Annotated in this window: 15 protein-coding genes; 1 reads left to right on the top strand and 14 read right to left on the bottom strand. The window is 69.4% G+C overall.

The genetic code is table 11. The features are described 5' to 3' along the window. Positions 1 to 223: 223 nt before the first annotated feature. From AB0J95_RS43755 to AB0J95_RS43695, 13 genes are all read right to left on the bottom strand, one after another. Entirely contained in the window at positions 224 to 922 is a 699-nt protein-coding gene (locus tag AB0J95_RS43755; RefSeq protein WP_364771537.1) for a DsbA family protein, read from the bottom strand. 84 nt (positions 923 to 1,006) lie between these two features. Next, on the bottom strand, positions 1,007 to 1,759 hold the full coding sequence (gene fabG / locus AB0J95_RS43750; RefSeq protein ID WP_364771535.1) for a 3-oxoacyl-ACP reductase FabG: 753 nt from the start codon (positions 1,757 to 1,759) through the stop codon (positions 1,007 to 1,009). Continuing rightward, the gene (locus AB0J95_RS43745; RefSeq protein WP_364771533.1) at positions 1,756 to 2,247 is read right to left on the bottom strand and encodes a 3-hydroxyacyl-ACP dehydratase; all 492 of its coding nucleotides are present in this window, start codon (positions 2,245 to 2,247) and stop codon (positions 1,756 to 1,758) included. The genes fabG and AB0J95_RS43745 overlap by 4 nt, the downstream gene beginning before the upstream one ends. Continuing rightward, on the bottom strand, positions 2,244 to 2,597 hold the full coding sequence (locus AB0J95_RS43740; RefSeq protein WP_364771531.1) for a hypothetical protein: 354 nt from the start codon (positions 2,595 to 2,597) through the stop codon (positions 2,244 to 2,246). The genes AB0J95_RS43745 and AB0J95_RS43740 overlap by 4 nt, the downstream gene beginning before the upstream one ends. Beyond that, positions 2,594 to 3,661, bottom strand: coding sequence for a beta-ketoacyl synthase N-terminal-like domain-containing protein (locus AB0J95_RS43735; RefSeq protein WP_364771529.1), 1,068 nt, complete (start codon positions 3,659 to 3,661; stop codon positions 2,594 to 2,596). The genes AB0J95_RS43740 and AB0J95_RS43735 overlap by 4 nt, the downstream gene beginning before the upstream one ends. Beyond that, on the bottom strand, positions 3,658 to 4,605 hold the full coding sequence (locus AB0J95_RS43730; RefSeq protein WP_364771527.1) for a hypothetical protein: 948 nt from the start codon (positions 4,603 to 4,605) through the stop codon (positions 3,658 to 3,660). Before AB0J95_RS43730 ends, AB0J95_RS43735 begins: the two co-directional genes overlap by 4 nt. Before the next feature lie 22 nt (positions 4,606 to 4,627). Further along, positions 4,628 to 5,434: an alpha/beta hydrolase gene (locus AB0J95_RS43725; protein WP_364771525.1), complete on the bottom strand. Its 807-nt coding sequence runs from the start codon at positions 5,432 to 5,434 to the stop codon at positions 4,628 to 4,630. After that, positions 5,431 to 6,675: a beta-ketoacyl-[acyl-carrier-protein] synthase family protein gene (locus tag AB0J95_RS43720; RefSeq protein WP_364771523.1), complete on the bottom strand. Its 1,245-nt coding sequence runs from the start codon at positions 6,673 to 6,675 to the stop codon at positions 5,431 to 5,433. The genes AB0J95_RS43725 and AB0J95_RS43720 overlap by 4 nt, the downstream gene beginning before the upstream one ends. A gap of 19 nt (positions 6,676 to 6,694) precedes the next feature. After that, a complete protein-coding gene (locus AB0J95_RS43715) occupies positions 6,695 to 6,964 on the bottom strand; it encodes an acyl carrier protein (protein WP_364771521.1) in 270 nt (89 codons plus the stop codon). A 78-nt stretch (positions 6,965 to 7,042) separates the two neighbouring features. Then, positions 7,043 to 7,873 carry an AfsR/SARP family transcriptional regulator gene (locus AB0J95_RS43710; protein ID WP_364771519.1) on the bottom strand — a complete coding sequence of 277 codons (831 nt, stop codon included), beginning with the start codon at positions 7,871 to 7,873 and terminating at the stop codon, positions 7,043 to 7,045. A 31-nt stretch (positions 7,874 to 7,904) separates the two neighbouring features. After that, the gene (locus AB0J95_RS43705) at positions 7,905 to 8,666 is read right to left on the bottom strand and encodes an AfsR/SARP family transcriptional regulator (RefSeq protein ID WP_364771517.1); all 762 of its coding nucleotides are present in this window, start codon (positions 8,664 to 8,666) and stop codon (positions 7,905 to 7,907) included. A gap of 91 nt (positions 8,667 to 8,757) precedes the next feature. Beyond that, complete coding sequence (locus tag AB0J95_RS43700) at positions 8,758 to 9,582, bottom strand: AfsR/SARP family transcriptional regulator (RefSeq protein WP_364771515.1); 825 nt, start codon at positions 9,580 to 9,582, stop codon at positions 8,758 to 8,760. 23 nt (positions 9,583 to 9,605) lie between these two features. Then, positions 9,606 to 10,511, bottom strand: coding sequence for a hypothetical protein (locus tag AB0J95_RS43695; protein ID WP_364771513.1), 906 nt, complete (start codon positions 10,509 to 10,511; stop codon positions 9,606 to 9,608). Positions 10,512 to 10,700: 189 nt separating this feature from the next. Here AB0J95_RS43695 and AB0J95_RS43690 point away from each other — a divergent pair, with 189 nt between their 5' ends. Further along, positions 10,701 to 10,916: a hypothetical protein gene (locus AB0J95_RS43690; RefSeq protein ID WP_364771511.1), complete on the top strand. Its 216-nt coding sequence runs from the start codon at positions 10,701 to 10,703 to the stop codon at positions 10,914 to 10,916. A gap of 41 nt (positions 10,917 to 10,957) precedes the next feature. Here the strand turns inward: AB0J95_RS43690 and AB0J95_RS43685 are convergent, their stop codons facing one another. After that, positions 10,958 to 14,011 (bottom strand): BTAD domain-containing putative transcriptional regulator, encoded by a 3,054-nt coding sequence (locus tag AB0J95_RS43685; RefSeq protein WP_364771509.1) that lies wholly within the window; start codon positions 14,009 to 14,011, stop codon positions 10,958 to 10,960. Positions 14,012 to 14,215 lie beyond the last annotated feature (204 nt).

Raw genomic sequence — 14,215 nt, 5'->3', positions numbered from 1 at the left:
AAACCAACCACCCACCCAAGCCATACGGACCGGCACCCCGCTGGAAACCCGGCCCCCACTTGACAGATGTGATTCCCTCCGGGCAGGCCATACCGCAGGGACAGGGCACGGCCCTGAACCCCCTCTGGGTGGCGCTGCCGCGCGGCGAGCGCTTCTTTCACCCAGCCGAAGCTCTGGATGCCAGCCGCCCGGCGAGGACAAACCCTACCTAGAAGCCAAACACCTAGCCACAACCACCAGCATGCCCCTGATCCCCAGAAACACCAAGCGGTTCCGAAGATGAAGGCATCGACTCCGCCGGAACCATCTCCGCCCGGAGATGGTCAGCGAACTCGGCGAGACGGTCAAGCCCCCAGAACCGGCTGAACCCATGCACGAAGAACGGAACGCCGAACACTCCATCCCGGCAAATCTCCAGGAGGATCCCAGCGCCTTCCTTACGCCGCACGGGGTCCTCACTCGCACCGGTCACCTCATCCGGGGAAAGACCGAGCGCAGTAGCGATGTCCGCGACAACCACCGGATCGCAGATGTTGCGCCCCTGCTCCCATCGCGCCTGGTACGCCAGCGCAATGTACTCGGCACCACGGCCCTGTTCACGCGCGACGAGATACCCGAGGTGGGGAATCTCCCAGACCGGATCACGATCCACCGGCCAGGTCAGCGTCGCCTGCCGCGCCTCGGCGATCCGCCCGACATCCTGGAGGATGTACAAATGCTTGGCCCGTGACATCGCGGAGTACGGGAACTTCCCACCCAACTCCGCGAGCAGCTCCGCGCTGCGCGAGTCAGGCTCCCAGAACGGCACCCACTCCACCGCCGAGGCCACGTCCGCGTACTTGTCGAGCAGTTCCCGGTACGCCAGCCACGAATAGGGGCTGCGCAAGGAGAAGTAGAACCGGGGCTCGCGTTTTCTTGCCATCGTTGACCTCCTTGCCTGGGTGTCTAGTGCCATGTGGATCCGCTCCGTCCACACGGGGGATGGGCGGAGCGGATCTACACGGCACTAGGTCACCAATCCGCCGTCGACGCCGAAGACCTGCCCGGTGATGTACCCGGCTCGGTCGGAGACCAGGAACGACACGAGGTCCGCGACCTCCTCCGGGCGGCCGAACCGGCCCAGGGGGATGCGCTCCAGCATCTTGCCGACGTGCTCCGCGGACAGCTCGGAGATCATGTCGGTCTCGATGAAGCCCGGTGCGACGGCGTTGGCGCGCACACCGTACGCCCCGGCCTCCTTGGCGAGCGACCGGGTGAACCCGATGATCCCCGCCTTGGTCGCCGCGTAGTTCGTCTGGGTGGCGTTGCCGTACACGCCGGCCACCGACGACAGGGTCACCAGCACACCCGAGCGGCGCTTCATCATCCCGAACAGCGCCGCCTTGCAGACGTGGTAGGTACCGTCCAAATTGGACCGCAGGACGGACTGCCACTGTTCGTCCCGCATCATCACGAGCGGGTTGTCCGACACGATGCCCGCGCAGGAGACCACGGCGTGGATCGGGCCGAGCTCCTTCTCGGCCTGCCGCACGAACCGTTTCACCTCGGCCTGTTCGGCCACGTCGACCTGTTCGGCGAGGACGGCCGCGCCGGACTCGGCCGCCTCCTTCGCGACGATGTCAGCCGCTTCGCGGTTGGCCCGGAAGCAGAACGCCACGTCGTAGCCGTCCGCCGCGAGCCGGGTCACCACCCGGTGCCCGATGCCGCGCGACCCGCCGGTCACCAGCGCGACCTTCCTGCCGGTGTCCGGCATCGTCATCCCTCGCTTCCGTCAGCGGCCGCGGCCAGCACCTCGATGCCGCGCCGGGCCATGGTGAAACTCCCGACCCGCAGCACCAGCCGGCCGTCCACCACACTGCTGCCGGTGACCACGGCCGCGTCGTCGACCGCCCGGACCAGCTCGACCCGGTGCTCCACGACGTCACCGGGGAAGACCTGGCCCAGCAAGGACGCGTTCCTGATCCCGGACAACAGCTCGACGAACCCGGTCCGCACGTCCGGATTGGGGGTCTGCCACCGCACCAGCAGCACGGCGGCCTGTGCCCACGACTCCATCAGCTGACCTGCCGGGAACGCGTACTGCGCCGGCTCGGCGTCGTCACCGATGGCCGCGTAGCACGGCTCACGCCCGGTGATCGCCTTGTGCGCCACCAAGGCGCGGCCAGGTTCCAGTTCGGCCACCCGGTCCAGCATCAGCACCGGGTACCGGTGCGGGATGATGCGCTTGATCTCGGCGATTCCGATCACGACTCCCCTCCTGAACGTCTCGCGCGGTAGCGGGACCGGAACTCGGCCACCACCCCGGACGCGGTGAAGACTGTTGCCACGCACAGCATCTGGCCATCGTCGGCCGGGGTGAGCGTGGCCTCGATGCGCAGGTCGTCGCCCGGCCGGACCGGCCGGACGAACTTGGCCCGGTCCAGGGCCACCAGCTGCGCGCCGGTCTCCGCGCGCACCGCGTGGTCCACGTGGTCGAAGACGAAAAGCCCTGGCAGCACCGGGAATCCCGGGTAGTGGCCGGCGAAGACCGGGTCGGCGGGATCCACCCGGACCGAGGCATGCACCTCGTAGCCGGTCGCCCGAAGCACGGACGTCATCGCGTTACCCCCAGTAGACAGCAGCCGACGGTGCCGTCCCGGTCGACACCGGTGATCAGCGCCGGCCCGGTGGAATCGGACTCCAGCATGGCGAGCGTGGCGGCGAGCTGCAGGCTGGTCGCGGCCGCGGACAGGTCACCGATCAACGAGCGCGTGCGCACCCACTTCTGCCCGGTCCCGCCGAGCGCCTCGGCGATACCCGACTCCTCGGCGGCGCCCAGCTCTCCCTCGCAACCAAGCGGCGCGACGACACGGACATCCCCGGCCGGCACGCCTGCCTGCTCCAGCACCGCCTGGACACACCGCGCCAGCACGGGTCCGGCGTCCGCCGTGTCCTGGAATGCCATGAACCGCGTTCCCAGCACGGTGGCCAGCGGCGTGCGCCCGGCCCGGCGTGCGGTGTCCAGGGTTTCCAGCAACACCAAGGAAGCGCCCTCTCCCAGCGGCGAAGGGTCTTCGCGCGCATGCCATTCCAGCCAGGCGCGTTGCACGGAGTACTCCTCGGCGGCCCCGCACAGCACCTGCTCGCAGTGACCGCCGCGGAGCAACCGGATGGCGTAGTTCAACGCCAGCAGCCCGGTCAGCGAACTCCCGGCGATCGTGGTGTTGGGGCCTTTGATGCCGTGCCAGATCGCGATCTGGCCGGCCGCCCGGTTCATCACCGTGTTGGGGAACCGGGCCGGGTCGACGTGGTAGGGCTTGTCGCCGGCGAGCGAGTCCCTGGTGAAGTCCATGATGGACTGGACGCTGCCCGATCCGGTGCCCAGCACCACACCCACCTGTTCGGGCCGTTCGGTCAGCGCGGCACCGGCGTCCTCGATCAGCTGCCCGGCCGCGGTCACGGCCAGCGCCGTGACCCGGTCCATCGTCCTGGTTCCCTTGCGCCCCAACGCCCCTGCCGCGGAGAAGTCCGGCACCAGGCCGGCCAGCCGGTACGGGCCGGGGTAGGAGTCCTGGTCCAGCTCGCCGATCCCGCTTCGGCCGGTGAGGATCCCGTCGGCGAACCCGGCCCGGCCGGCGCCGTACGGGCACAGCGCCGACCATCCCGAGATGACGAGGGTCATCGCGACCGGCCTCGCCCGGTCAGCGTGCCCGCCTTGCCGGTCAGCGCGTCGGTGAGCCGGTCGTCGAAGCGGACCAGGCTCCAGTCGCGCCGGTTCTCGATGACCGCCCAGCCGTGCGTGATCTGCCCGGTCGCGGTCTGCACCAGCTTGCCGTCGCGCACCACGTAGCAGTCCATCCGCGCGGTGAAGGTGTACCGCTTGAAGATGTTCTCGACGGTGAAGACCGTGATGAGCTCCTCCTCCATCTTGGCCTCGTCGAGGATGGTGATCTTGGAGTGCGGTACGACCGGGATCCAGTTCTGCTCGTCCAGCAGCGTCTTGATCGACGCGCCGCGCTGCTCGACGAACAGGTCGAGGATCTCCTCCATCTGCCGCAGGTAGCCGGACATCTGCACGCGCTCGGTGAAGTGGCAGTAGAAGTACGGCATCCGCCAGGCCCACGCGAACGCGTTCTTGCCCGCGGTGAGCTGGTCCAGCGGGTCACCCTCGACCTCGACCGGCTCGGCGGGCGTGCCGAGCTGCTCGACGACGTACGGGGCGAGCGCGGCGGGCGGCTCCTCCGCGGGCCAGCCGCGCGGGTCCAGCCGCAGCGAGACCTGGACCTTGGAGCTGACCGCCTTCACCGGCTCGCCATCGCGGGTCACGGTGAGCTCGACGGCCAGGCGAAGGCCGTCGCCGGAGACCTGGCGCACGGTCGCGGTGGCGACGTCGTCGATGTGGAACGCGCTCATGATCTTGGTGTTGATGTCGCTGATGTCGGTGCACAGGCCGTAGCGCTCGTACAGCTCGCCCGCCGGGTAACCGCGCTGCCGCAGGTGGTCCAGCACCGCCTCCTCGACGAGGTAGTTGACGTGCTTGAACCCGATCCAGGTGCAGATGTTGGATCCCTCGTAGCGGGGCCGGATCGGTAAGCGGGTCTCGGCTGAGGCCGCGGTCGTGTTCATTTCGCACTCCATGCGTTGTCAGCTAGTGGGTTGTCGGGACGGCGGCCGCCTCGGCGGGCGAACACAGCCGGGTGAGGAACTCGCCGATGATCCGGGCCGTGCGCTGCGGTTGCTCGAGCATCGGGAAGTGGCCGCAGCCGGGCAGCAGCGTGAACCGCCCGTCCGGCAACGCTTCCGCGAGTGCCTGCCCGTCGGCCGGGCGGCCCGCGATGTCGGCTTCACCGGTCAGCACCAGTACCGGCGCGGCGACGCCGGTCAGGTCGAGGAACGGTGACCGCAGGTAGGTCTCGAAGAAACGCATCCAGCCGTAGGGCCCGACCTGGTCGCGCATGCGCAGGGCCATCCAGTCGCGGTGCGCCTCGGAGTACCGGTTGGTCTGCCCCACCCGCAACGCCTCCACGAAGGTCTTGTGGAAGTCGTTGAGGTAGTAGGAGATCGTCTGCCAGTCGAAGTCGTCCGCGCTCGGCCGGTAGCACGGGCCGATGAGCACGCTCGGCCGCGGCCGGACCAGCCCGGTGGCGTAGGCCTCGGTCAGCAGGTTCGCCGTGTACGAATGCGCCACCAGCACGTCGAACCGTTCCCCGGCGAGCAGATCGGCGAGCACCCGCACCGGGTCGCCGCCCCGGCCCCACTCCCCGGTGGACATGCCGTGCCAGGGCAGCTCGACGTCCCACAGGTCGAACGGGGCCGTCATCTCCTCGACGAACCGGTCCCAGGCGCCCCGCCTGCCGCCGAGACCGTGCATCAGCAGCAGCCGGGGGGACTCGCCCGTGCGGGCCCTGCGCACGCACCGCACGGGCAACCCGTTGTACGCGAACGGCTTGCTCATGCCGCCGCCTCCGCCCGGTGCCTGCCGAGGATCAGTACCGCGTTGTTGCCCGCGAAGGCCAAGGCGTTGTTCTGCACCACGTTCAGCTCGGCCTCGCGTGCCTGGTTGGGCACGCAGTCCAGGTCCGGCCCGCAGTCCGGGTCGGTCTGGTTGTGGTTGATCGTCGGCGGGATGAAGCCCTCGTCGATGGCCAGGGCGCAGGCGGCCGAGGCGAGCGCACTCGCCGCGCCCATGCTGTGCCCGATCATCGACTTGATCGAGATGACCGGTGGCGGCACCTCGAACACCTGCCGGATGGCCCCGACCTCGGTGACGTCGTTGGCCTTGGTGCCGGTGCCGTGCGCCGAGATGAAGTCCACCTCGCCGGGTTCGATCCCGGCGTTGCGGTGTGCCAGCCCGATGCAGCGGGCCAGGCTGTCCCGGTCGGGTGCCACCGGGTGCAGGGCGTCGCAGGTCAGCCCGTAGCCCAGCACCTCGGCGTAGATCCGCGCGCCGCGGGCCTGAGCCGAGGCCAGGCTCTCCATCACCAGGATGCCCGCGCCCTCACCGGTCAGGATGCCCTTGCGATCCTGGTCGAACGGCTGGCACACCTCGGGTGCGATGGTGCCCAGCCGGTAGAACCCGGTGAACGTCTTGCGGCACACCGCGTCCGCGCCACCGCACAGCGCGATGTCCACCTCGCCGGCGCGGATCGCGTCGAACCCGTTGCCGATGGCGTAGTTGCCCGCGGCACAGGCGGTCGGGATGGTGACCGCCTCGGCGTCGGTGAGCGCCAGCTCCCGCACGATGCTGGAGGAGAGCCGGCCCGCCGTCGACCGGCGGGCCAGCACCGCGTCCAGCCGCTCGGGCCCGTCGGTGACCTGCTGGCCGATCAGGGTGTCCAGGTCCCGCGACTCGCCGTCGGTGGTGCCCACCGACACCAGCGCCCGCAGCCGCCGCAGCCGCTCGAGCGACATCCCCGCGTCCTCGATGGCCATCCTCGCGGCGGCCACGGAGAACTGGCTCGCCCGGCCCAGCTCGTCCGGGTCGATGGTGGCGATCCACTCGCGGGCGTCGAAGTCGGCGACCTCGCACCCGTTGGCGTGCGCGAAACCCGTCGTGTCGAACGCCGTGATCGGCTTGACCCCGTTGCTCCCGGACCGCAGTCCGGCCAGGAAACCGGGAACACCGATGCCGACACTGCTGATCACGCCGAGGCCGGTGATCACCACCGTCCGGTCCGGCTGCTGCTTTGCGTTCACCGTGAGGCTCCGTTCGGGACTAGGCGGCTGCAGCGGCCTCGTTGACGACAGCGACGACGCCGTCGAGGTTGACCATCCGGGTCAGCTCGGCCTGGTCGATCTCGATGCCGAAGGTGCGCTCCAGCGAGGAGAGGATCTCGATCGCGCCCAGCGAGTCGGCGTCGTGGTCCTCCTTGAACAGACTGGTGTCGGTCATCTCCTCCGGCTCGATCTCGAGGATCTCGCACACGATGTTCTTGATCGTGGCGCGACCGTTCTCGTCGATCGCGACAGAATTCGACGCAGTCATTTCTCTCTCCCGTCCGATAATGGCGTGATGCGTTCTGTGAGCACAAAGCACTACCAGCTCGAATACTGCCGAGCCGAGCTATATCTTTCCTATACGGAACAGATGGTTTTCCAGGCTCGTGCCGGAACCGTCGCCAGCCACCCCCACGGTGGCCAGCCGGGACCGCGCGGGCCACAGCTCCGGCGATCCGGTGAGAATCGCGTGGTGCACGCCGCGCAGCAGGGAACCGGGGTCGATGCCCAGCTCGTCGGCCAGCATCCGCCTGCCCTGCTCGTACAGGGCCAGGGCGTCCGCCTGCCGGTCGCACCGGTAGAGCACGGTCATCAGCTGGGCCCGGAACCGTTCCTGCGTCGGGTACAGCCGGACCAGCCTGGTCAGCTCGGGCAGCAGCGGAATGTGGCGGCCCAGCGCCAGGTCCGCGTCCACCCGGCCGGCCAGTGCGGAGATCCTGGCCTCCTCCAGCCGCGGCCCCTCGGCGTCGCTGAGGTACTCCGAGACGTTGACCAGCGCGCGGCCCCGCCACAACGACAGCGCCGAGCGCAGCAGCGCCGCCGACTCCTCGAACCGCCCGTCCAGCAGGGCCGTCTGGCCGTGCAGGGCCTGCTCCTCGAACTCGGCCAGGTCCAGCCGGGACGACTCGATCCGCAACAGGTAGCCCGGCGAGCGCCGCATGAAGGTGGCGTGCTGGCCGAACAGCTTGCGTAATCGGGAAACGTAGCTGTATATCTGCGCGTTCACCGTGTTCGGCGGGTGCTGCCCCCAGACGTACCTGGTCATCTCCGCGTCGGACACCATCCGGTTGCCGGCGATCAGCAGGGCGGCCAGGACGGTCCGCGGCTTCATGCCGTCCAGCGGTACCTCTTCGCCGTTGTGCCGAACCTCGACCGGCCCCAGAACTCGAAACTCCATCCGACTGCCTCCCATGTGCCTCGCACCCCCCTCAGCCAAGTACCTTGTCGTGCACGAGAATCGCCTGGTAGAGCTCGCGCAGGGCCCGTCCGGGCTCCAGGCCGAGCTCGCTGGCGAGCCGTTTGCGCGCGTGGTGGAACACGTCCAGCGCCTCGGTCTGCCGTCCACTGCGGTACAGCGCGAGCATCAGCTGCTCGCTGAACCGCTCCCGCTCCGGATGCTCGAGCGACAGCTCCGCGAGCTCGGACACCACGGCGCGGCACTCCCCACTGGCCAGCCGCGCGGTGATCAGGTCTTCGCGGGCCGAGAGCAGGCGTTCCTCCAGACGGGCCGCCTCGGCCCGGCACCTCGGCCCGTCGCTCACCCCGGTCAGCGCCGACCCGCGCCACAGGGTGAGCGCCTGCCGCAGCAGGCTGATCGCCAGCTCGGGGTCGCGCTCCACGTGCTGGGAGCCGCGTTCGACCAGGTCGATGAACCGGTTGGCGTCCACCGCGTCGCGGTGCACATCCAGCAGGTATCCCCCGCCGACCGTCCGGACCAGCTCGTCCCCCGGCCGGCCGGTCACCTCCTCGAGCAGCCGCCGCAGCCGCAGCATGCTCGCCTGCAGCGCGTTGCGGGCATTCCCCAGTGACCGTTCCGGCCAGAGCTCGTCCATCAGGTACTCGAACCGCAACGGCGTCCGCCAGGACAGCGCGAGCAATGCGAGAACCGTGCGCACGCGCGTCGAGCTCATTTCGATTCGCCGGTCCTCGTGCACGATTGTCACCGGCCCGAGAACCTGTATCTCGATCATAAGATCACACCTCCGATTCCATCCGAATGGCCGCGCGCGGGCCGCGAAGCAATTCAGGCATCCCCTCGGCGAAAAGAATTTCGTCGGCCGGCTAACCGGCGACCGCGGTCGGCACCCAGCCGCTGCTGACGTACCCCGGGTCGTCCAGCACCGGGTCGCCGGCCAGGATCGACTGGTGCAGCTGCCGCAGCCGCGGCGACGGGTCGACCCCGAGCTCGCTGACCATCGCGTTGCGGAACCGCCGGTAGACGTCCAGCGCGTGCGACTGCCGGCCCGTGCGGTACAGCGCGAGCATGTGCTGTGCGTGGAAGTTCTCGAACAGCGGGTTGCGGGCGCACAGCACGGCCAGCTCCCCCAGCACCAGCCGGTGCCGCCGCAGGTGCAGCTCGGCGTCGATGCACAGTTCGAGGTCGGCCAGCCGGGTCTCCTCCAGCCGCAGCACCTCGATCTCCAGGTGCGAACCGGTGGTCACGTCGTTCAGCGCCGGACCCCGCCACATCTCCAGTGCCGTCCGCAGCGACTCGGCGGCGACCGCGTAGTCACCGCGATCGGCGGCCCAACGGCCCGCGTTGGACTGCTCGTGGTACCGGTTGGCGTCCACACAGGACGGATCGATGTTCAGCGCGTACCCGGCGTGCTCGGTCACCAGGATGTCGCGGGAGGCCCGCTCCTGGCCCGGCATCGCCTCGTCCAGCGCCCGGCGCAGACTGGAAAGGTAGGTGTGCAAGGCATGGCTCGCACTGCGCGGCAGCATCTCCCCCCAGATCTCCGCCATGATCTCGGTGACGGTCACGACCTTTCCCGCGTTCACCGCGAGCATCGCCAGCAGCTGCCTCGGCTTGCTCGCGGACGGGACGAACGAGACGCCGTCGGCCATCGCCGTCAGGCTGCCGAGAACCTCGATCTGAACTCTCATCCGTGTTCACTCCCCTTCAATCGCTATTCGGACAACCACGCGCCGGCACCGTCCTGCAGGGCGGCGCGGTGGAACCGGCAGGCGAGGGTGACATCGAGGTCCCGTAAACCCAGCAGCTCCACGAGAAGTACCTCGTCGATGGTGGTGCGGCCCGGGCACGCGCCGGTCAGCACCTGGCCCAGATCGCCCTGGACCTGCGACCGGCCCTGGTTGCGGTGCCAGCCTTCGGCCCGCCAGTGCGGTTCGGAGTCGCGGTCGTTCCTGTCGGTGTGCACCCGCACGAACCGCCGGTGCCGGTTGTCCCCCAACAACCCCAAGTCGTCGACATAGATACCGTCGGCGGTGTTCTCCAGATTCGCCGGCAGATCCCTTCCGGTCGCGTTCACCAGCACGGCCCCCGGGGCGGGGCGCCGGGCCGGCAGCCGGTCCAGGCCGACCCCCACGAGCAGGCTCGCCCCGAACATGGCCTCCCCGGCATCGCCCGCGGTCAGCAGGCTGATGTCGGTCCGGTCGAGCAGGTCGAGCACCCGTTCGTCCAACGGCTGCCCGTCGTCCGGCCACACCGCCACGAAGCTGACCCCGGGCACATAGCGTGCGATCAGGGCGAGCTGCAGCTGAGTCGCCGGGTCCGACCCGAGGACCGCCACGGTCACCAGGCTCGGGAACAACAGTGCCCGTGCGGCCAGCGCCACCACCGAAGCAGTGCGCAGGCCACGTAAAGCGGACGCCGGCAGCAGGCACCGAACCGCCGTGTCCCGGTCCTCGAACACCACATGGTCACCACCCGAAGCGCCGGCCGCGCTGAGCCGGCCGGCCTCGTCCCCGCAGGCGGCCCCGCCCAGGCGTGCCGCCACGAGCTCGACCGGATCGACGAGCTCGAGCAGACGCCACAGCTCGTCTCTGCTGAGCCGCAGGGTCCGGTCCGACATGGGACTGCCTCCAGGTAGCGAAAGGTGGGTCGAACCAATCCTCCTCACGCCGCTATGCAAACGCTTCGGGTCCGCTTCGGACGAGCCGTAAGCCCGTCCGATGCCGATGCGAACCACCCCGCTGTTGGCTTTGTCCCAGCGGGCCTCGACCGGAGGCCCGGAGGGGTCCTAAATCTGGAGGGACACACAATGCCGAAGCTCGTCGCAGCCGTCTCAACCGCCATCGCCGGTCTTGCCATCGTCTTGTCGCCGTTGGGCGGCCAGCACAAAGCGGACGACGGTTCGCCGTGGGACAGCCTGTCGTCGGCGCCATCGAACCAGCAGACCCTGGGCGACGGCTCGCCGTGGGACGGGCCCGTTCCGCGGACTGCCGTGACGGCGTCGCCGGCCTCCGCCCTCGTCTAGTGCCGGTGGTTCAGCGAGATCGCTTGAGGGGGAAATGAATGTCAGCCGGTGTCCGCGCTACGTCCGAAGGAAGGGCCTGGCCGTAGCGCGGTTCTGGTGTTCTCGACCTGGGACAGCAACCGGGCCGCCGCCCTGGAGTCCATCGCGGACAGGATCGGGGCGGCCTCGTCCAGGCATTCCAGTGACCGTTCCGCGTCACCGTCCATTTCGTACACCTCGGCCAGCAGGGTCAGCGCCTTCGCGTGCCACAGCGGCGAGCCGAGCCCGCTGAACAGCTTGCGCGCGGCGTCCACGTACTCCACGGCGGCCGGGCCGTCGCCCCTGGCCAGCTCGATCTCGGCGATCGCGTGGCAGGTCATCGCCTCGATCAGCCGTTCACCCACCTGCCGTGCCATGGCCAGTGCGTAGCCCAAAGTGGACCGGGCGTCGTCCAGCCTGCCTTCGCGCCGGCGGACCATGCCGAGGCCGTAGAGAGCGTGCGCCTCACCGATGCGGTCGCTGATCTCGCGAGCTATCCGCAGCACGTTGTGCAGCTCCTGGCGGGCCAGCGCGACCTCACCGGTGCCCAGGTGCAGCTCGGCCAAGCGGTTGAGCACCTGCGCCTCCCCGCGCAGATGCTGCGCCTGCCGGCAGATCTCCAGCGCCCGGGTGAGCATCGGCCGCGCCCGGTCCAGCTCGCCCTCGTCGATCAGGTACTTCGCCATGCCACGCAACAGGGCCGCCTCGCTGACCAGGTCACCGACCTCCCGCATCAGCTCGAGCGCCATCTCGCTCTTGGCCAGCATGCCTGCGAAGTTGCCGCGCATGCGGTCCACGGACGTCATATCCCGCAATACCAAGGCGCGCCCGTGGGTGTACCCCTCGGCCTCGAACCGCTCCAGCGCCGAGGTGAAGCACTTCTCGGCGGCGTCGAGGCGTTTCTGCAGCATGTGCAGGTTGCCGAACGAGTACAACATGGCCGCTTCGCCCACCCGGTTGCCCGCCTTCGTGGCCGAGTCGAGGGCCAGCTGTGTGGTCTCGCGCCAGTCGTCGAAGTAGCCCTTGACCTCGAACAGGCTCATCGACGTCAGAACCAGGTCCCAGCTCAGCTCGTGCATCCCCGCGGTGGCCGCCTGCCGCACGGCCGCCACGATGTTGCGGCGCTCGCTCTCCCACCACAAGCCCGGGTTGCCGGACGGGTCGACACCGGACCAGTCGACCGGCCGCCACCGCGGCGCTTTGCCATGTAAGAGCGTGTAGTCCCCGCCGTACTCGGCCCGGTGCGCCTGCTCGGCCAATGCCATCCAGGCGCCGAGCAACCGCTCCAGCGCCTGCCGCCGTTCGGCCTCGGGCTCGGCCTCGCCCAGCAGCTCCAACGCGTAGATCCGGACCAGGTCGTGGAAGCGGTAGCGGACGTGCTCGCCCGGATACTCGACGGTGTCCAGCAGCTGCGCGTCGACCAGCCGGGCCAGCACGTCCTCCGCGCCGAACAGGTCCATGTCCAGCAACGCCGCCGCCGTCCAGCCCGGGAAGTCCGGGGCGTAGTTCAGCGCGAACAGCCGGAACAACCGCTGGGCCTGACTGGGCAGGCTGCGGTAGGTCAGGCCGATGCTGGACCTGAGCTCCAGCCCGCGGTGGGAGAACTCGTCCAGCCGGTTGGCCTCGTCGCCCAGCCGCCGGACCAGGTCGGCGATCCGCCAGTGCGGCCGGGAGGCCAGCCGGGCCCCGGCGATCCGCAGCGCCAGCGGCAGCCCGCCGCACAGGTTGACCAGCTCGATCGCGTCCTCCTGCTCGGTGGCGACCCGGTCGCCGCCGACGATCCGGCCGAGCAGCTCCATCGACTTGTCCGTCTTGAACACGTCGACGTGGATGCGGGCCGCACCGGTCAGCCCGGTGAGCCGCATCCGGCTGGTGGCCAGCACCGCGCAGGTCGGGCTGCCCGGCAGCAGCGGGAACACCTGCTCCTCGTTGCGCACGTCGTCCAGCACCACGAGCAGCCGCCGGTTGGCGAGGATCGAGCGGTACAGCAAGGTGCGCTCGTGCGGGTCGTCCGGCATCGCCGCGCCGGTCACCCCAAGCGAGTGCAGGAACCGGGCCAGCACCTGCGGCGTGCGGTCCTCGTCGCCCATCCCGTGCAGGTCCGCGTAGAGGTGACCGTCGGGGAAGTCGTCGCTCAGCTCGTGCGCGGCCCGCAACGCCAGCGTGGACTTGCCGACCCCGCCGCGGCCGGAGATCGCCACGATGCGCAGGGCGTACGGCATGGCGTCCGGGTCCTCCCCGGACAGCAACCGCTTGATCTCGACGATGTGCCGTTCCCGGCCGATGAAGTCCGCTGTACTGCCCGGTAGCTGGCGAGGTGTCACCCGTTCGGCGACCTCGGCGGGCGCGTCCGCCGCAGCAAGCGACCCGGCGCTGACCCGTTGCGGGTCAAGGGCCGGGTCGCGGTTGAGAATGGCCGCCTCGAGGTCTCGTAACTCCTGCCCCGGCTCAATCCCGACCTCGTCGATGAGCGTGGCGCGGGCGTTGCGGGCGACCTCGAGTGCCTCCACCTGACGCCCGGACCGGTACAACGCCAGCATCAGGAACCGGTACAGCCGCTCGCTGAGCGGGTTCTCCTCGACCAGTGCGCGCAGATCGCCGCAGATCTTCTCGTGCTCACCGAGTTCGAGGTCGAGCCGGACCCGTTCCTCCACGGCGGCGAGCCGGGCCTCCTCCAGCCGGGCCGCACTGCGTTGCAGCACATCACTGCGCAACCCGTCCAGCGCACGGCCACGCCACAAGGCCAGCGCGCTGCGCAGCAGGTCGGCGGCCTCGGCCGTCATTCCCTCGCCCGCCTTGCCCCTGGCCTCCGCGACCAACCGGGTGAACTCCTCGATGTCGAGTTCCCCCGGCGGAAGGGCGAGCAGATACCCGGGCGGCGAGGTCTCTATCGTCCCGGGCTGGCCGACCTCGCGGAACAGTTTGCGCAGGCCGGAAACGCAGGCCTGAATCTGACTGCGGGCGGACGTCGGCGGATCGTCCTGCCAGATCGCGTCCACCAGATAGTCCATTGACACGACCTGATTCACGCGCAGCGCGAGGCTCGCGAGCAGCACGCGTTCTCGCGGCCCGCCCACCTTGTATTCCCTCTCACCGATGATCAACCCCGGTGGCCCCAGCAACTTCAAGCCCATGTCCCCACACCTGCCAGGCTCGATGTTCGACATCACAACCTTAGTAATCGGCGATCGTTCAGGAAACGTTTGGCCCTAAGGAAGTTTGCCATGCGTATTGTCAGCGTCCGCCTACTTTCCGTTCAAATCCGCACTTGCGCGCCGCCG

The sequence above is a fragment of the Actinocrispum sp. NPDC049592 genome (assembly GCF_040675465.1).
GTDB lineage: Bacteria > Actinomycetota > Actinomycetes > Mycobacteriales > Pseudonocardiaceae > Kibdelosporangium.
This window is presented reverse-complemented; position numbering and strand designations above follow the sequence as displayed.

Coding starts and splice junctions, on each gene's coding strand:
- AB0J95_RS43755 (WP_364771537.1), bottom strand. CDS start 922: ATGGCAAGAAAACGCGAGCCCCGGTTCTACTTCTCCTTGCGCAGCCCC.
- AB0J95_RS43710 (WP_364771519.1), bottom strand. CDS start 7,873: ATGGAGTTTCGAGTTCTGGGGCCGGTCGAGGTTCGGCACAACGGCGAA.
- AB0J95_RS43700 (WP_364771515.1), bottom strand. CDS start 9,582: ATGAGAGTTCAGATCGAGGTTCTCGGCAGCCTGACGGCGATGGCCGAC.
- AB0J95_RS43715 (WP_364771521.1), bottom strand. CDS start 6,964: ATGACTGCGTCGAATTCTGTCGCGATCGACGAGAACGGTCGCGCCACG.
- AB0J95_RS43690 (WP_364771511.1), top strand. CDS start 10,701: ATGCCGAAGCTCGTCGCAGCCGTCTCAACCGCCATCGCCGGTCTTGCC.
- AB0J95_RS43730 (WP_364771527.1), bottom strand. CDS start 4,605: ATGAACACGACCGCGGCCTCAGCCGAGACCCGCTTACCGATCCGGCCC.
- AB0J95_RS43740 (WP_364771531.1), bottom strand. CDS start 2,597: ATGACGTCCGTGCTTCGGGCGACCGGCTACGAGGTGCATGCCTCGGTC.
- AB0J95_RS43705 (WP_364771517.1), bottom strand. CDS start 8,666: ATGATCGAGATACAGGTTCTCGGGCCGGTGACAATCGTGCACGAGGAC.
- fabG (WP_364771535.1), bottom strand. CDS start 1,759: ATGACGATGCCGGACACCGGCAGGAAGGTCGCGCTGGTGACCGGCGGG.
- AB0J95_RS43695 (WP_364771513.1), bottom strand. CDS start 10,511: ATGTCGGACCGGACCCTGCGGCTCAGCAGAGACGAGCTGTGGCGTCTG.
- AB0J95_RS43735 (WP_364771529.1), bottom strand. CDS start 3,661: ATGACCCTCGTCATCTCGGGATGGTCGGCGCTGTGCCCGTACGGCGCC.
- AB0J95_RS43725 (WP_364771525.1), bottom strand. CDS start 5,434: ATGAGCAAGCCGTTCGCGTACAACGGGTTGCCCGTGCGGTGCGTGCGC.